The 16,878-nt window shown below is 33.4% G+C and carries 20 protein-coding genes; 5 read left to right on the forward strand and 15 right to left on the reverse strand.

The features are described from left to right. Positions 1-39: 39 nt before the first annotated feature. Positions 40-1,164, reverse strand: coding sequence for a YibE/F family protein (locus tag SUCMO_RS10500; RefSeq protein WP_019879853.1), 1,125 nt, complete (start codon positions 1,162-1,164; stop codon positions 40-42). Between the two features lie 138 nt (positions 1,165-1,302). Between SUCMO_RS10500 and SUCMO_RS0106730 the strand changes: the two genes are divergently transcribed. Then, entirely contained in the window at positions 1,303-1,971 is a 669-nt protein-coding gene (locus tag SUCMO_RS0106730) for an NAD(P)H-dependent oxidoreductase (protein WP_019879855.1), read from the forward strand. 21 nt (positions 1,972-1,992) lie between these two features. Here the strand turns inward: SUCMO_RS0106730 and SUCMO_RS0106735 are convergent, their stop codons facing one another. The 4 genes from SUCMO_RS0106735 to SUCMO_RS0106750 form a co-directional block, all read right to left on the reverse strand. Then, positions 1,993-2,448, reverse strand: a complete 456-nt coding sequence (locus SUCMO_RS0106735) for a YaiI/YqxD family protein (protein WP_019879856.1) — start codon at positions 2,446-2,448, stop codon at positions 1,993-1,995. A 22-nt stretch (positions 2,449-2,470) separates the two neighbouring features. Then, the gene (locus tag SUCMO_RS0106740; RefSeq protein WP_019879857.1) at positions 2,471-3,022 is read right to left on the reverse strand and encodes a 3'-5' exonuclease; all 552 of its coding nucleotides are present in this window, start codon (positions 3,020-3,022) and stop codon (positions 2,471-2,473) included. A gap of 77 nt (positions 3,023-3,099) precedes the next feature. Then, positions 3,100-3,432: a branched-chain amino acid transporter permease gene (locus tag SUCMO_RS0106745; RefSeq protein WP_019879858.1), complete on the reverse strand. Its 333-nt coding sequence runs from the start codon at positions 3,430-3,432 to the stop codon at positions 3,100-3,102. Beyond that, complete coding sequence (locus SUCMO_RS0106750) at positions 3,423-4,148, reverse strand: AzlC family ABC transporter permease (RefSeq protein WP_019879859.1); 726 nt, start codon at positions 4,146-4,148, stop codon at positions 3,423-3,425. The genes SUCMO_RS0106745 and SUCMO_RS0106750 overlap by 10 nt, the downstream gene beginning before the upstream one ends. A 118-nt stretch (positions 4,149-4,266) precedes the next feature. Between SUCMO_RS0106750 and SUCMO_RS0106755 the strand changes: the two genes are divergently transcribed. Further along, positions 4,267-4,818 (forward strand): helix-turn-helix domain-containing protein, encoded by a 552-nt coding sequence (locus tag SUCMO_RS0106755; RefSeq protein ID WP_019879860.1) that lies wholly within the window; start codon positions 4,267-4,269, stop codon positions 4,816-4,818. 24 nt (positions 4,819-4,842) lie between these two features. On the opposite strand, the gene SUCMO_RS0106760 is transcribed toward SUCMO_RS0106755, so the two are convergent. The 6 genes from SUCMO_RS0106760 to SUCMO_RS0106785 form a co-directional block, all read right to left on the reverse strand. Next, a complete protein-coding gene (locus SUCMO_RS0106760) occupies positions 4,843-5,343 on the reverse strand; it encodes a L,D-transpeptidase (RefSeq protein ID WP_156819264.1) in 501 nt (166 codons plus the stop codon). A 72-nt stretch (positions 5,344-5,415) separates the two neighbouring features. Beyond that, the gene (locus SUCMO_RS0106765) at positions 5,416-5,763 is read right to left on the reverse strand and encodes a CGGC domain-containing protein (RefSeq protein WP_019879862.1); all 348 of its coding nucleotides are present in this window, start codon (positions 5,761-5,763) and stop codon (positions 5,416-5,418) included. 21 nt (positions 5,764-5,784) lie between these two features. Beyond that, entirely contained in the window at positions 5,785-6,123 is a 339-nt protein-coding gene (locus tag SUCMO_RS0106770; RefSeq protein ID WP_019879863.1) for a zinc ribbon domain-containing protein YjdM, read from the reverse strand. A 141-nt stretch (positions 6,124-6,264) separates the two neighbouring features. After that, positions 6,265-8,292, reverse strand: coding sequence for a methyl-accepting chemotaxis protein (locus tag SUCMO_RS0106775; protein ID WP_019879864.1), 2,028 nt, complete (start codon positions 8,290-8,292; stop codon positions 6,265-6,267). A 506-nt stretch (positions 8,293-8,798) separates the two neighbouring features. Then, on the reverse strand, positions 8,799-10,412 hold the full coding sequence (locus tag SUCMO_RS0106780; protein WP_019879865.1) for a DAK2 domain-containing protein: 1,614 nt from the start codon (positions 10,410-10,412) through the stop codon (positions 8,799-8,801). Between the two features lie 19 nt (positions 10,413-10,431). After that, positions 10,432-11,274 carry a DegV family protein gene (locus SUCMO_RS0106785; RefSeq protein WP_019879866.1) on the reverse strand — a complete coding sequence of 281 codons (843 nt, stop codon included), beginning with the start codon at positions 11,272-11,274 and terminating at the stop codon, positions 10,432-10,434. Between the two features lie 201 nt (positions 11,275-11,475). On the opposite strand from SUCMO_RS0106785, the gene SUCMO_RS0106790 reads away from it, so the two are divergent. From SUCMO_RS0106790 to SUCMO_RS0106800, 3 genes are all read left to right on the forward strand, one after another. Continuing rightward, positions 11,476-12,153, forward strand: coding sequence for a GntR family transcriptional regulator (locus tag SUCMO_RS0106790; RefSeq protein WP_019879868.1), 678 nt, complete (start codon positions 11,476-11,478; stop codon positions 12,151-12,153). A 45-nt stretch (positions 12,154-12,198) separates the two neighbouring features. Continuing rightward, on the forward strand, positions 12,199-13,041 hold the full coding sequence (gene kduI / locus SUCMO_RS0106795; RefSeq protein WP_019879869.1) for a 5-dehydro-4-deoxy-D-glucuronate isomerase: 843 nt from the start codon (positions 12,199-12,201) through the stop codon (positions 13,039-13,041). Between the two features lie 100 nt (positions 13,042-13,141). Beyond that, positions 13,142-13,924, forward strand: a complete 783-nt coding sequence (locus tag SUCMO_RS0106800) for a gluconate 5-dehydrogenase (RefSeq protein WP_019879870.1) — start codon at positions 13,142-13,144, stop codon at positions 13,922-13,924. A 197-nt stretch (positions 13,925-14,121) separates the two neighbouring features. On the opposite strand, the gene bioC is transcribed toward SUCMO_RS0106800, so the two are convergent. From bioC to SUCMO_RS10515, 4 genes are all read right to left on the reverse strand, one after another. Continuing rightward, positions 14,122-14,925 carry a malonyl-ACP O-methyltransferase BioC gene (gene bioC, locus SUCMO_RS10505; RefSeq protein WP_019879871.1) on the reverse strand — a complete coding sequence of 268 codons (804 nt, stop codon included), beginning with the start codon at positions 14,923-14,925 and terminating at the stop codon, positions 14,122-14,124. Between the two features lie 81 nt (positions 14,926-15,006). Further along, positions 15,007-15,516 (reverse strand): alpha/beta fold hydrolase, encoded by a 510-nt coding sequence (locus tag SUCMO_RS11200; RefSeq protein ID WP_083938720.1) that lies wholly within the window; start codon positions 15,514-15,516, stop codon positions 15,007-15,009. Continuing rightward, positions 15,498-15,623, reverse strand: a complete 126-nt coding sequence (locus SUCMO_RS11625; RefSeq protein WP_019879873.1) for a hypothetical protein — start codon at positions 15,621-15,623, stop codon at positions 15,498-15,500. The genes SUCMO_RS11200 and SUCMO_RS11625 overlap by 19 nt, the downstream gene beginning before the upstream one ends. A gap of 260 nt (positions 15,624-15,883) precedes the next feature. Further along, positions 15,884-16,831, reverse strand: coding sequence for an alpha/beta hydrolase (locus tag SUCMO_RS10515; RefSeq protein ID WP_019879874.1), 948 nt, complete (start codon positions 16,829-16,831; stop codon positions 15,884-15,886). Between the last annotated feature and the right edge of the window lie 47 nt (positions 16,832-16,878).

Below are 16,878 nucleotides of genomic sequence, written 5' to 3' on the forward strand. Positions count from 1 at the left end.
TGCAACTTACACTTTCCCCTCTGAGCTAATACTCTCTAACTATTTATGTCGATATAAAAATGCACTAATTGCTGCCGTAAGTGGAATCGTAAATAAAATGCCAATACTTCCCACTAAAGCTTGTGCTATTTCTACCGCTATCATTTCACGATTAAAAAGCAATAAAAAATTACCGCCATTATAAGCAGTTATTAGTAATACAACTGAAAGTGAACTACCTATATAGGCTAAAATTAAAGTATTACTCATAGTGCCAATAATATCTCTGCCAATATTTATACCTGATTGAAACAAGGAAGAAAAACTAATTTTTTCAACTTTTCTAGCTAATTCACTTAGCGATGCCGCAATATCAACTGCTACATCCATAATCGCTCCTACTGCGCCAATGATTATTGCGCCAAATATTATCGCTTGCAAATCTAATGGTACTTCACGATTCCAGTTTGCCAGATATATTGAATGTTCATCCACGTAACCAGTTAAGTATAATACTTTATCCATAAAAACTGATAAAATTGCGGCTAAAATTATGCCACCTATACAGCCAATGGCAGCCGCTAAACTTTTCTTATTTGCTCCATTTACCAACAATAAGGTGGTTATTATTATAAAGATGCTAGTTATAAAGGTCCATTTATAGATATTTAGGCCTGATAAAATCGCAGGAATATATATTGCAAATATTGCCCCACAAGTAAATACTAAAGCAATAATTGTACTAATACCCTTTTTCCCACCAAATAATATTAACAGGAGTGTGAAAATGCCTGCTAATATTAATAGTGCCTTACTTCGAATATATTCAATAAATATCCAATTACTACTCTTTGGCTGCTCTTTGGCCACAAGAATTTGATCACCAACCTGGACGTTACGCATCTTCATCCCAAACATTGGACTAGACTCTTGAATTACGTTCAACAATTCTGACTCATTATCTAAATTACTGGCCGTAAAATATATCTTAACTTGCTTTTTATTACCTCCACCTCCTTTAAACTCTTTCTCTGTTTGTTTTGTTATCTCCGTCACCTGTACGCGTTTAATTTCCTGCTTTTTATCCTTTATTAAATGTAAATTCTCTGTTGCTTGACCATAACCAAACCATAGGTAAGCTATAGATAAAATTATTGTTAGTATGTATATAAATTTTTCTCGCACTCTTATTCCACCTTATATCACTAATATTTTGCCAAACTGCTAACTTTTTTGATAGTAACTTACTTTATGGTAAATACTTGCTGTTTTAACCTAAATGCTATATTATAAAAATAACATCGCAAATAAAGGAGTGTTATTATGAATAATATCAAAGAAACTATTCTTGCAGCTTTTAATTCCCGTCACGCTTGTAAAGAATTTGATGTAAATAAAAAAATCTCTGCCGAAGATTTCAACTTTATTTTGGAAACAGGTCGACTAAGCCCTAGTTCTTTTGGCTTTGAACCTTGGAAATTCCTTGTCATTCAAAATCATAGTTTGCGCGAAAAAATCCTCCCATTAGCGTGGGGTGCACAACGTCAATTACCAAGTGCAAGTCATTTTTTAATTTTACTTGCTAGAAAAGCTACGCATATGCATGCTGGCTCTAAGTACACCCAAGATATCATGCGTGACCTGCAAAAACTCCCTCCAGAAATTGTAACCTTAAAATCAGATTTCTTCAAGAAGTTTCAAGAACAAGATTTTGATTTAACAGATGAGCGTAAACTTTTTGACTGGTCTAGCAAACAACTTTATATTCCCATGGCAAATATGATGAGTTGTGCCGCAATGCTTGGCATTGACTCTTGTCCAATTGAAGGTTTCGCCCAAAAAGAACTTACCGAATTATTGGCCACCGAAGGAATTTTATCTCCAACTGAGTTTGGTGTAGCGGCTATGTTGGCTTTTGGCTATCGCCTAGAAAACTCACCTGCTCCTGTAAAAACCCGCCAACCAATAACTAAAGTAGTAGAATGGTTCTAACTAAAAAAAGGACTCTTAAAATTAATTTAAGGGTCCTTTTAGCATTTCTAAAACTCTTTGTTCAAAAGCACTGTCATCTTCTAGCTTGCGTTTTTTAGGTCCCTTTGTCTTACCACCAGCGCGCCGTTGCTTTGCTTTTATTTCTCGTTCTTCTAGCAAAAAATCGATTTGCAATTCATTAAAAACTCGCCCTGAAGCATTTAAGCATTGGACTTTTTTAGCTAAAAGCATTGCCGCTAAACCCCAGTCTTGTGTAACTACTATATCATTTTCTTGAGCTATATTCATTATTTTTAAATCAGCTTCTTGCGAAGCATTACCAACGACGATATGCTCTGAGTTTTTTATTTGATGGTTGAAGCTAGCCACAGTAATCAAACGCACTTTATAAATTCCACTAATTTTTTGGCAAATTTCTAAAACAGCCTTCGGGCAAGCATCTGCATCAATAATAATTTTCCCCACTGCACAATTCATTTTTTCCCCTAACTACAAAACTTTAAGCCAATTGTTTAATTGGTAGTTTTGTACTCTTTATTAACTCTAAAATATTACGACTTTGCGTTAAATCTGCTGCTGCCAAAACTATTTGCGCGCAAGCACTTGCATCTTCAAGCGCATTATGATGTTCAAATTCTATTTTTAAGTAATTCGACATCGTTCCTAACTTATGATTAGGCAAATTTTGCCATATTCGCCTTGATAATAACACTGTACATGCATACCTAATTTCTATATCTAGCGGTTTACATGCCAATGAATTTTTTAAAACTCTAGTATCAAAAGAGGCATTATGGGCAAAAACCAACTTATTAGCTAAAATATTTTTAATCTCTGGCCAAAGCTCTTGAAAGCTAGGTTCAGCTTTAACCATTTGCGGTGTTATTCCGTGTATTGCAATATTTTCTTTTAAGAAAATCCCATTTACAGGCTTAATTAACCTATAATATTTTTTAACCATAATGCCTTTCTCTACAACAACTATACCAATCGAGCAAGCACTATTTAACTCTGAATTAGCTGTCTCAAAATCTATTGTGACAAAATTCATACTAAGCCTCCTGAAATTTATATTATAACAGGCCATAATTATATCATAATTATGGCCTGTTATAAATCATTATTAAGTTAACTAACTTGTTGAACAAGAAACATATATACTAAAGTACTCAAAGTTATGCTCAATAAAAGATTGCGTTTAATTTTGTGAATAATTACTAATAATAAGATAGCTACAAATTCTGGTATTATATAAGACTCAGTATTTATTTGGGTATTACGCAAACAATATACTACTAAAAAGCCCATCGTTGCCGGTGTTAGGGTTTTGCCTAAATACTTTACTAATTTGGGTAGATCGTTTTTTCCAGCAAAAACAATAAATGGCAAGAATCTAGTGAAAATTGCCCCTAAAGCTATAGCTAAGGTTAAATATATAAATTCTTGCGTACTCAAATACATTCTGATTTCTCCTCAGTATTTACTAGTTTTGCAAAATTTTCTTTCAACAAAATTAATATTATTAATATAGTCAACATCGAAGGAATTATAAAGCTATTTGAACCTAAAAATACTAGGAGAATTAAGGAAACGCCTAAACCCAATATTGCTGAAAAACCTTTTTCACGCTGTTGCAATTGCTCTAAAAATATAACTGCAAACAGGGCTGTTAAGATAAAATCAATTCCTTGAATATTAACTTTGAGATTAGTGCCAATAAACCCACCAATAAAAGAACCCACTACCCAATAAAAATAATTTAATAATGATACAGTTAAATAAACTACTCTTTTGGAAATATCATTAGGAATTTCTAAGCTATTTATAATAGAAAATGTTTCGTCACATAAGATATAAATTAATAGGTATTTTATTTTACCCAAAAATCTATATTTATCTAACATTGCAATCCCATAAAACAGATGTCGAATATTTACCGTTACACTAAGCAGAACAACTTCTAAGGGTTCAAATCCTGATAATAAAAATGGAATGGCCGCAAACTGCATACTACCACAAAAAGCAATAGCACTAATTAAAAACGAGTGAAATGCAGAATAACCTTTAGAATGCATAAGTATACCATAGGTAATACCCAAAACAAACAACCCTGTCAAAACCGGTAATGTTATAGGCAAGGCAAATCTTAGTGTCTTAACAAACTCTTTCAGTGACATCTTCTGCTCCTTATCTTGTGTATTATAAAATCTTATTGTAAAATATAATAAACTTTAATTAAATATCGTTAACTATAATTTACATTTGTTTTATATATTTGTCAATAAGGAGTTTTAAATGGAATTAAATTTAATTATTGCTGAAAATTTAAACCGCTTGCGCTTAGAAAGAAACTTGAGTTTAGGAAAACTGGCTGAGCTATCTGGCGTAAGCAAGGTAATGCTTTCTCAAATTGAAAAAGGCGAAACTAATCCTACAATTAACACTATTTGGAAAATAGCAAAAGGACTTAATGTACCTTATACCCTCCTTATCGACAAACATGAACTTGCTCCAATTCTAGTAATGAAGTCCGAAGTAAATATGCAAACAAGTGAAGATGGTACTTATCGTATTTTTTGTTATTATCCTAATAATGGCAAGCGCAACTTTGAAATGTTTTTAATTGAGCTTGATGTTGGCGCCAGTTATACTTGTGTTGGGCATTCCGAAAAATCTGAAGAATACCTTACTGTTTTGGAAGGAGAACTCCTCTTAGAAGTTAATGGTGATAGTTATATCTTGAAAAACGAAGATTCTATTTGTTTTTCTTCTGCTTTTGAACATACCTATACAAACAAAGGTATCACGCTTTTAAAAGCATTAATAATAAATTTATACGCGTTATAAAAAAACTGCTCATTTGAGCAGTTTTTATTCTTTGATTAATACTGTCATCCCGACATAAATATATTCAGTTTTCAATTCCAGTAAGTCATCATTGCCCATGCGAATACAACCTTCTGACGACCTCGTACCAATAGATTCTGGTAGATGCGTACCATGTATACCAATTCCTTCCCAACCAGTCACCAAAGAGATAAAATAGGGACCATAGGCACCTTCGATTTCACCTTTGCCATCTTTAAAATCATGAGTCCATGTTCTAGAATCTAGAATTTCATCTACTGAAAAATTCCCTGTAGGAGTTTTCATATCACCAACACAAGTTTTCTCTCCAGAATTTTTACCAATGGCTATAGGGTATTCTCGCAGTATCGCATTTTGTTCCCAAACTTGTAAAGTAAATTCACTTTTATCAATAATTAAATATTGCGCCGCACAAGATTTACCTAATGAATTATAAAAAATCATATATCCGCAAAAGGTCAACAATACTGCAATTTTACCTATTAGCCTTATATTACTCATCATATCATTTCCTTTTTAAATGAAAAAATATTGGCCATTTTCTAACAAACTTGCTTAATTTGCATTTCTTGCTGGTCAATTAATTTTATCTAAAATAATAGCTTGACGGGTTTTCCCGATTTCTGAACCATGAGTATAACCAACTACCTGAAAATGTTCAGAAAGTTTTTGAGCTAAGGCTTCATAATTTGGATCTTTACTGCGCAAACATGATGATAAATGCACCACATCTACATTTTTCTTTTTAAAACTAGCTATTTTTTTATCTAAATCTCCACCAGCATGAGTAAAGGCTACCAGATTTATATCCTTTAAATCTTTATACCGCTCAAATGAATCTTCTTTAGCAAAAAATGCACTTAAACAACCCCCGCCAGTACAAACTTTAGCTGTATCTTCCCTAACCAATATAGCAATATTCATCTATTAACCCTACTTTTCTCGCTAAATTTTTTTAACAAATTCCGACTTCAACTTCATTGCTCCAAAACCATCAATTTGGCAATCGATATTATGATCCCCATCAACCAATCGAATGTTTTTAACTTTTGTCCCTATTTTCAAGACTGAAGAACTGCCCTTAACTTTTAAATCTTTTATTATTGCTACACTATCGCCTTCATTTAAAATATTACCATTTACATCTTTCACAACATTTTCTGTTTCAAGGGCATTAGTTTCTGCTCCAGTCCACTCATGTGCGCATTCTGGACAAATAAATAAGTTGCGATCCTCATAAGTATATTCTGAACCACACATTGGACATTTAGGTAACTTCTCCATTAAATTCTCCTTCAACATTAATATAGTTCATCTTTTTTCAAAGATATACTTAATTTTATCATATTTTATTTTTTTAGCAAAATATGCCTTAGCAGCAGAAGTTAAACTCCTTAGCTAAGGCATATTTTAATTGTTTAGTTTTTAAACTTTAAACTCACTTACAGTTGCACGCAATGCTTCGGCCATCTTAGCTAAATCTTCACTCGATGCTGCTATTTCCTGCATTGTTGCTGATTGTTCTTCCGTCGCCGCCGATACAGTTTGCGTATATCCCGCAGTTTCTCTACTAACTTTATCAATACCTTGAATTGTAAAAACTATCTGCTCGCTACCTCCGGCCACCTGTTGAATTGCTCCAGATATATCTGTTACTTGTGCCGAAACTTGTTGAATTAGTTTTAGAATTTCGCCAAAAGATTTTCCTGCAACCCCCACGACTTCAGAACCTTTTTTCACTTCTTGAGTTCCTTCAGCCATAGCCTTTACAGCCTGCTCTGTATCTATTTGAATTTCTCCGATTAAGTTAGCAATATGTTTTGCTGCTTCTTGCGATTGTTCCGCTAACTTACGCACTTCTTCAGCAACAACTGCAAACCCACGACCTTGTTCTCCAGCTCTTGCCGCTTCAATAGCCGCATTCAGTGCTAATAAATTAGTTTGCCCTGCTATACCTGCAATAGTATCAACAATTTGTCCAATTTCTTTAGAACGTTCTCCTAACTTAGCTACTACTTGAGCCGAGTTGCTTACTGTTTTATCAATATTAGCCATCTGCTTATTAGTATCAGATATCGCAACTCCTCCCTCTTTTGCAGCTTGTGCTGTTTTTTCAGCAGTTATCGCAACATTTTCCGAATGTGCTGCCACTTGTTGAATACTTGCCGACATTTTTTCAACAGCTAAAGTTGCCTCGTCAACACCTAATAATTGCGAGTCACTCCCTTTAGCTACTTTATCTATTGATTCTGCAACTTGTCCTACAGCTAAAGCAGACTGTTCCGTATTCGCCGTTAGTTCTTCTGAAGAGGCCGCTACCTGTTCAGCTGATTTTGATATTTCCCCAATTAATACTCGTAATTTTTCCAGCATAATTTGGAAATGTAGAACCATATTTTCTAATTCATCATTATCATCTTTATTCTTATGTGATTTATCAAATCCACTGTTTAAAGATTTTTCACTTAAATCACCTTTGGCAATTTTTTCAATAACTTCATTTAACATAATGATAGGAGTAACTAATTTACGCGCAACTATAATACTAATTCCACATGCTAAAATTAGAATAGTAACAATAATTGCTATCGATGTTTGTGCAAAAGGTTGTAGCTTTACCAAAATCTCTTCTTCAGGTACAGTTATCGCCATACTCCATTTTGTTCTTGGCACTGGGGCATATGCTACATATTGACTTTTCCCCTTAGCGTTTTCGTATTCTTTAGTTGAATTTTCTCCCTTAACCATTAACTGAGCAATATCTTTCAAATCTTTACTAACATTTTTGTCTTCAAGAATATTAGTTTTCATTACTTGCTCTTTGTCAGGATGTATAACTGTTAACCCATTTTCCTGAATTACATAAGCATAACCTGTTTTGGCAACTTTAATTTGCCCAACTTGCTCAGCTAAAGTATCAATTGTTACCGTACCACCTAAGGCACCAATTATTTGATTATTCCTTATTATCGGAGCAACTACCGATATAACTAATTTACCATCAGCTTTAGATATTATCGGGTCAGTTGTAACTACCTTACCAGTGCTCATAACTTGTTTAAAATAAGCCCGATCCGCAATATTTGTCTTTGCACCATTTGTATGAATTGATTGCCCATTAGCGTCTACCAACCAAAATCTTGAATAAAAAGGGTTCCGTTTTACTTCCTCACTTAAATAGTTTAAAGCTGCCTGTTTGTCACCATTTACTACCGCTTGATTAGTAGCTAATATTGCTACCTCAGCTTCTCTAGTATCTTTCCACAAACCAATTTCACGGGCATATCCAGCTGCCTGATGTTTCAAATCATCTTGTACATCAGATACTAATATTTTTTTGGCATTATAAAAATTTGCTAATCCTAAAACTGTTAAAGTCGTTAATAAGCAAACAACGACGAAAGTCATTACTTTCGCTTTAATGCTATTTTTGATTATCCTTAGTAAATTCATTAACTAAACAACTCCTACTCTCTATAAAATTCACAAAAATATCCTTCTGTTTCCATCCTTTCTCCAACTAATTATTACTCAACAGTTATGTATGTATTGGATAGTTATTAGTTGATTTTTCATTATTAAATATTTCCTAATTAATTATTGTTTAATAATAACTTACCATAGTTGTTAAGTCAACTCATAAAAAAGTAGCTTTTTGTATTTTTTTATCATATTTCCAAGTTTTTTATCCCAATAATATTAAGTCTTTATCCTAATTACCTCACTTTTTTGTATTTAAAAGTGATTAACATAAAAAATAACTTTTCCACCTTGAATTTACACTCTTTTATTGAAATTCTATCTTTTCTTCTCTGACTGAATTAACATACTTTATATGCAAGAATAAAAAAACAGGAACTAAAAGTCATCTTCAAAATTATAATTACTATAGTTTTAAAGATTAGCCCAATTAGTTCCTGTGCCTTAATTAATATTTTTTGAAACTCTGTTAATAATTGCTATTCTACAGCAATGAAATAGTGATATAGTGGTTGTCCGCCTGAATACACCTCTACTTCTAATTGTGGATATGTATTTTTAACTAAATCAACACTTGATTCAAGCTCTGTTATTGTTAATTCTGCACCAGAATACAATGTAATTATTTCTGAATCTTCCTTTACAATTAAATTTAATGTATTTAACAAAACCGTTGCTATATCTCCTGCAAAGGTTATTACTTTATTCTTAACTACACCAATATGAGATCCTTTTTTTACGAGACTATCACCTAAATAACTATCACGAACCGCTGTAGTAATAGCCGCAGAACTAACCTTCTGAATTCTAGTACTCATAATTTGCAAGTTTTTTTCTAGAGTCTCACTGCTGTCAAAAACCATTATAGCTGCTATCCCTTGGGCAATATCATCAGTAGCCAAAACTTCAACTCGCTCACTGGCTAATTTTTTCACTTGATTTGCCGCCAGGATAATATTTTTATTATTGGGTAAAATAATATATTTTTCTGCTATATTACTATGAATTGCTGCCATAAAATCCTCAACAGCTGGATTCATAGTTTGCCCACCCGCTATTATTATTTCTGCTCCCAACTCTTCCATTATTTTAGATATTCCATCACCTGAGGCAACACTAATTATTGCTAGTGACTTTGGAGCTCGTAATTGTATATGTTCATTATTGTGATACTGATCCGCCATATTATCAATTTTAATATCATGTAGACTACCCCAAGACATAGCCATTTCTAATATTCTGCCAGGATGATCGGTATGAATATGTACTTTAATCAATTCATCTGTAGCTACAACAACCATAGAATCACCTTTATCAACTAAGCTTTCTCGAACTTCTTTTACTTTAATTTTAGTATTTTTTATTATAAACTCAGTGCAATACGGACGAATAATTTCATATGTTTCCAGCTCTTTTTTATAGTTGTCTTCAACAATAACTGTCTCCAAATTATTTACCTTAATCGATTCCTCACTATTTAACAACCCTTGTAAACAACCTTCAAGAAAAACCAAAAGTCCTTTACCGCCAGCATCTACCACCCCGGCTTGTTTTAAAACCGGCAATAAGTCTGGTGTTTTTCCTAACTCTTGATTTCCATATTCGATAGCTGCAATTAAAATTTGTTTAATATTTAACTTATCTTTAGTTGCGCGATACGTTCCTTTTGCTATGCCCTTGGCTACTGTTAAAATTGTTCCCTCTACAGGTGTTGCTACAGCACGATAAGCATAGAGTACTGCATATTTAAAAGCTTTGCCTATTTCCGCTGAACCAGCTTGGGCTTTACCGCTTAACCCTCGCGCTAACCCCCGAAAAATTTGTGAAAAAATAACTCCTGAGTTACCTCTTGCACCCATAATTGCACTATCAGCAGCAATTTTGCTTAAAACACCAATGTTGTTTTCCCGACTTGACTCTATGGCTTTAGCAACTGAGCCTAGCGTCAACAACATGTTTGTTCCTGTATCTCCATCAGGCACTGGAAATACATTTAATTTATTTATCGATTCATGCTCTTTCGAAAATTTCCGATAAGCAACCAATATCATCTTTTTAAAATCTAACCCATTTATAATTTCCTTATTCTCCAAATTATCCACCATCCATCTACTATTTTGTTTTTTCTTGAAATATTATCGCTATCACACCTGCACCTAAATGGCTAGCAACAACAGCACCTGCTTGTGTACAAGAAACAGGTATCTGCGGATACAATTTTTGTACTTGCTCAGTTAAAAGTTTAGCTTCTCCTTCTGCTTTTACATGAACAACGCCGATATATTCTAAGTTCTGATAATTATTTAATTCCTGTACCATTCGTTGCAAAGACCTTGCACGTGTCCGCACTTTATCTAATAAGATTATTTTGCCTGCTTGCAAAGATAATACTGGTTTTATCTGTAATATTGTGCCAAACACCTTAGCAGCACCACCAATGCGGCCACCCTTGTGTAAAAATTCCAAAGTTGCCGGCGTTAATAAAGTATGTGTTTTTTGAGCACGCTTTTCAAGTTCTATAACTATATCTGCAAAACTTTTTTCCTGCGTAATGCTGTTCATTGCAAATTCAACTAACTTATATAAACCGATAGCAGTACTAGTAGAGTCAATTACTGCAATCTCTTTATTAGCAACCATATTCGCTGCAGTCTTTGCGCCTTGTACAGTACCACTTAAGCCCGCAGCTAAACATAACACAATAATTTTGTTATTTGTTTTACTAAGTTCTTGAAATAGTGCTTGAAATTCTCCTATTGCTGGTTGTGAAGTTTTGGGATATTCGTTGTTCTTTTCCACCGTTTCTAACAGTTCTGTAACTTCCAATTGATTTTCGTTATATTCTACCCCAGCTAGATTAACTTTTAATGGTACAATATGTAAATTGTTATATCTATTCAATAATTTAGCATCTATTCCTGCTGTACTATCAACAACTACCTGTATATTATCCACTTCCAAACCTCCTAAGTTAAATGTATTAAACTTTATTGTACTAGATTTTCAGCTTTAAATATAGTAGGAAAACTTACACAAAATGATTTCAACTTCTAGTTTTGTACGCTAAAATGATTTTTGTATACATATTGACTTTTTGAATTCAAAATATTATTATGTACACAATGTTAATTTATAATAAATAATGAGGTAATAGCTTTGGATACGAATATATCTTTTACGGGACAAAAAATTTATGAAAAATTAAAAGAAGAAATTTTAACTTTAAAAATTAGGCCTGGGGAAAAAATATCTGAAAATGACATTTGTGAGCGCTTTAACGTATCCCGTACCCCAGTAAGAACTGCTTTTCAACGTCTCAATACTGATGGATTATTAACTATTGAACCCTATAAAACCACTTATGCTTCGCTACTTAATTTAGAGCAAATTAAGCAACTAATCTATATGCGTTATGCAATTGAGAGTATGGTTTTACGAGACTTTTTAGCAGTAATGGAACCCATGACTATCGAGAAAATTAGGTATCGTCTTCGCCAACAAGAAGTACTTTTAAGTGGTAATTTTGAAGCTGAAGAATTCTATATTCTTGACGCTAAATTGCATAGTATTTGGTTTCATCAGACAAAAAAAGACGGGCTTTGGCAATATATTCAAGGTGCCCAAGCAAATTATACTCGTTTCAGAATGTTGGACATGGTTGCCGTGAAAAACTTCCGCCAAATTCTAGATGAACATTTAGAATTATTTACAGCTATTGAAAATAAAGATTCCTCAAGTCTAGATGCAATAGTAAAAAAACATGTTTATGGTGGTATTAATCGTTTAGGTGAAAAATTAACTACTGAATTTACTGGCTATTTTTTACCACACTAGTTTTACTATGATTTTTATTAAATATAAATTTATAAGGAGTTTTTTATGGAAATACGCTATTCTTGTAACCAACGCGATTTTAAAAAATATGATACAACAACAATTCGCCAAGAGTTTTTAATTGAAGAACTCTTTCCCCTGGATAATCTTCAAGCTACCTATTCACATGTAGACAGAGTAGTTGTTCTTTCTACTATGCCAGTTGAGAAAACTATTTCTTTAGAGACAAATATTGATTGTTGGAAAAATTTAGGCGTTAAATTTTTTTTAGAAAGACGTGAATTAGGAATCATTAATATCGGTGGCCCAGGATTAGTTCTTGCTGCAAACGAAAACTATCATTTAAACCGGTTAGATGCCCTATATCTATCTATGGGCACTAGTGATGTATTTTTTCGAGCACTAGATCCATGTAATCCTCCGAAATTCTATATGTGTTCAGCCCCAGCGCATAGAGCTTACCCAACTAAGCTAATCACTTTCAATAACGCTATTCATCGCGAACTAGGAAGTTCAGAAACAGCTAACGCTAGAATTATTCATCAATTTATTCACCCTGAAATTTTAGAAACTTGTCAACTTAGTATGGGCTGTACTATTTTAAAACCAGGTAGTGTGTGGAATACTATGCCGTCGCATACTCACGAACGCCGTATGGAAGTATATCTGTATTTTGATATAGCTAACGATCAAGTTGTTTTCCATTATATGGGTGAACCGACTGAAACTAGGCATGTAGTTATGCAAAATGAGCAAGCTATTATATCTCCTTCTTGGTCTATACATTCTGGTTGCGGAACCGCAAACTATTCTTTTATTTGGTCAATGTTAGGCGAAAATAAAATTTTTGATGATATGGATCATATTAAAACCCCAGATTTAAAATAATTTCTATAAGGAGCATAAAAGTTAATTTTTCAAATGTGAAATACTGCTAAGTGACGAGTATGTGAGAGAATATTTAAGATTTTAGAAGGAGGTACTCTTAATGTCTATGAATTGTTTTTCTTTATCAAATAAACTGGCTTTAGTAACTGGTGGCTCCTACGGCATCGGCTTTGCGATTGCTACAGCCTTAGCTGAAGCTGGTGCCAAAATTGTTTTTTGTGATTTAAATGACGAACTAATTGAAAAAGGGCTAATAGCTTATCATAAACTAAATATTGCTGCTACTGGTTATGTATGTGATGTTACTAATGAGTTAGCCGTTCAAGAAATGGTGAAAAAAATCGAAACCGATTTGGGTGTTATTGACATTTTAGTAAACAATGCTGGCATCATCAAACGAATTCCAATGTTAGAGATGAGTAGCACTGATTTCAGACAAGTAATTGATGTCGATTTAACTGCTCCTTTTATCGTCGCCAAAGCCGTATTATCCAGTATGATTAAACAGCGCCGCGGTAAAATTATAAATATTTGCTCAATGATGAGCGAATTAGGTCGAGAAACAGTATCAGCTTACGCTGCTGCTAAAGGTGGACTAAAAATGCTGACTAAAAACATTGCCTCAGAGTACGGCGAATATAATATTCAATGCAATGGTCTTGGCCCTGGCTATATTGCTACCCCACAAACCGAACCACTAAGAACCAACGGTCATCCTTTTAATAATTTTATTATTGCTAAAACTCCAGCCGCACGTTGGGGCACTCCTGAGGATTTGGCTGGCCCAGCAGTCTTTTTAGCTTCAACGGCCTCAGATTTCGTCAACGGGCATATTCTTTACGTTGACGGTGGCATTCTCGCTTATATTGGCAAACAACCCTAAATACAAATGGCTATCTCAACACAATAAGAAATTGTTAAGGTAGCCTCTTTCTTGCAAAACATAGCGGCAATGTTATCATTTGTTTTATTTTGCTATTTTGCCACTTCGTTTGCTAAATAAAGTTTTAATATTACTTACAACATAAAAGAGAGTGCCCCAAAATAGGTTTTTTAAGCCTTTTTTGCGACACTCTATTTTTATTGCCTTTTCTGATGCAAACCATAAATTATATGATAAGTTGCTCGCACTTGATTAGCCTTTTGATAAGTTGTTTGATATTCGTTCAACATCTGCAAAAGCAACCGCCTACTTACTAATAATTTTTCGCTTGTACTAGCATTGTTTGCACCAACTTTTTTTACGGACTGCAAAAACTCTTTCGCTGTATTAAAATATTCCGCTTGCTCTTCTTCTAGAAAAACTGTCTGCCAAGCTAAATTATTACTAAATTCTTGTAATTGTGTAGTTGTAACAAATTTGGGCCCATGCACGCCTGTATTTTCTAAGCCTAATTTTTTATAGGCTAAAGCAAAAGAATTATGCATTTCGTTAAAAGTTCGCTCGCCGAAAGTTGCATACAAAAGTTGTCCATTAAGTTCTAAGAGTTCTAAATATCTTTTAAAGGTTGCTTTATAATCTGTAAACCACTGAAAAACTGCATTAGAAGTTATTAAATCAAATTTCCCCCCTAATTCAATTTTCTCTCCATCGGCCAACTGATAACTAATATTCGGATAAGCAGCTAATTTATGTTTAGTTATTGCAAGCATTTCTGCGGAAATATCTGTGGCCAAAATTTGCGCATGGGGATACTTTTCCGCTAGAATTTGAGTATAATTACCAGTACCACAACCAATTTCTAAAATGGCTTGTGGATTTTTATTATTAGCCTCGAGTAGCTTTGCTAGTTTAGTCGCCATTTTTTTCTGAACCACCGCATAATTATCATAACTCTGAGCATTGCGACTAAAATGCAATTTAACTTGTTGTTTATCTAACATTTTCTAATCCTCCTAAACAACCCTCGATGATTTCTCTAAATTTCAGCTCTTGAGTAAAAAAAGGAATATGTCCTGTTTTTTCTAGGAAATAACTCTTAGAGCCGCTAATATTTTTTGTAAATATCTCGCTGCACTTGGCAAACAAATTTGATCACTAAGGCCATGAATTATTTTACAAGGTACTTTTATTTGCCCTAATTTATTTCTTAAATCTTGCTCTAGCAAATAAGTTAGACCTTTATTCAGACTATTTAAATTTAACTGATAAAAATTTGTTGCGTATTCTTGCAAATATACTTGCTTATAAGGCTCTTCAGTTTCACAAAACATTAATTGATAAAACCCTGCTTGAGTTTGTTGTTGATTACGGTTCAACTTTCTTTGCAAATTTTTTACAACCGTTGCATCCAAACCAGCTTGATAGTCATCCACCTTAGTGAATTTTGCAGTTGTTGAAACTAAAATTATTTGTTTTATTTTATCGCTATGTTTTAGCGCCAATTCTAATGCTAACATTCCCCCTAAGCTCCAACCTAAAACATTTATTTGCTCTTGTTTTTCTTGCCAACAAGCTAAAAAGCTTTCTCTAATGAGCTATATTCGGAAAAATCAGTTTCATCAGGTTCTACCGCTAACTGTTTTAGCCATTTTGGCCAAATTTTCTTATCTGTTGCCCAACCAGTAATCAAAAATAGCATAATTACCTCATCATTTTTTATAATTTAAAATTCAATGACTTATAAAATCTAGGGACTTATTAATTAATATCATGATCCCAGTTATTTTAACTAGTTTTTCAAAAAAAATTGCTTTATCTGCCAATACTACTTATTCATCTAAAATTTAGTAAATAATAAAAAAGATAACCTTGTAAGCCTATTGTTTTTAAAAGGTTTACAAGGTTGTTATATTGAAAAATTATATCTATGTCAAATTTTCAAATAACCATATTTTTATTTTACTGCCAATCAAATTGTACTAAAAAATTGTTTATTGCCTCTTGATACAATTGCAGATCAACATTTAAGGCTCGAGCATGCTCAGCTCCTTGCGCATAATAAATTGCTTTTATCCCTTTTTTTTCATTAAATAGAACGGTTGACATTTCAGTTGGCACAAAATCGTCTTTACTACCATGAATAAACAAAATCGGTGTTTCTATATCTGCTATATTGGCCTTGGGCGAAACTTCGCTCAGCCAAAACCCCGACCTTGTTTTACAAACTAAACTTAAATAATTTAATATTACCGGCCGTAAAATTGGCGGAATACTATAGTCCGCACTGCGCAAATAATACAAATCATATAAATCTGAATAGGCACAATCTGCAATATAAAAATCAACTTGTTTGGTATTTGCATATTTTGCGGCATGCATTAATGCGGTAGCCGCTCCCATAGATTCACCATGTACACCTAACTTCCCCTGAGGATAGCGTTTTTGCAAAAATTCCACAATGGTTTGCAAATCTTCTTGCTCATAGAACCCATAACTGGGGTTATAACCTCCAGTTTGTCCATGATTACGACTATCATAAACTAAAACATTAAACCCTTGTCGCAAAAAAATTGGCGCATATTTCATAGCGCTCCATTTATGATCTTTGCCATTTCCATGGACTAAAATAACAGTTTTAGTCGTTGCCTGCGGTTGCAAATACAACTTAGCATTGATTTTATAAGCAAAAGCTGAATCCAAAAGTAGACCCTCTGCTTTTAATTTTTCTAACTCCTGATTATTTATTTTTAACTCTTGTATTTCTTGCTTGTAGCGATCTTTAGTATAAAGATTTTTTTTATTAAAATCCATTATTATACTATAAAAATAATTACCGACTGCGATAAAAATTAAATTAACTAACAAAATCACTATTATTCCATATTTTATTATCTTCTTTTTATTCAACCTTAGTACCTCCAGCTTCTTTGTTTAATAATAGCTTGAGTGTGTAA

Source organism: Succinispira mobilis DSM 6222 (assembly GCF_000384135.1).
GTDB classification, from domain to species: Bacteria; Bacillota; Negativicutes; order Acidaminococcales; family Succinispiraceae; genus Succinispira; species Succinispira mobilis.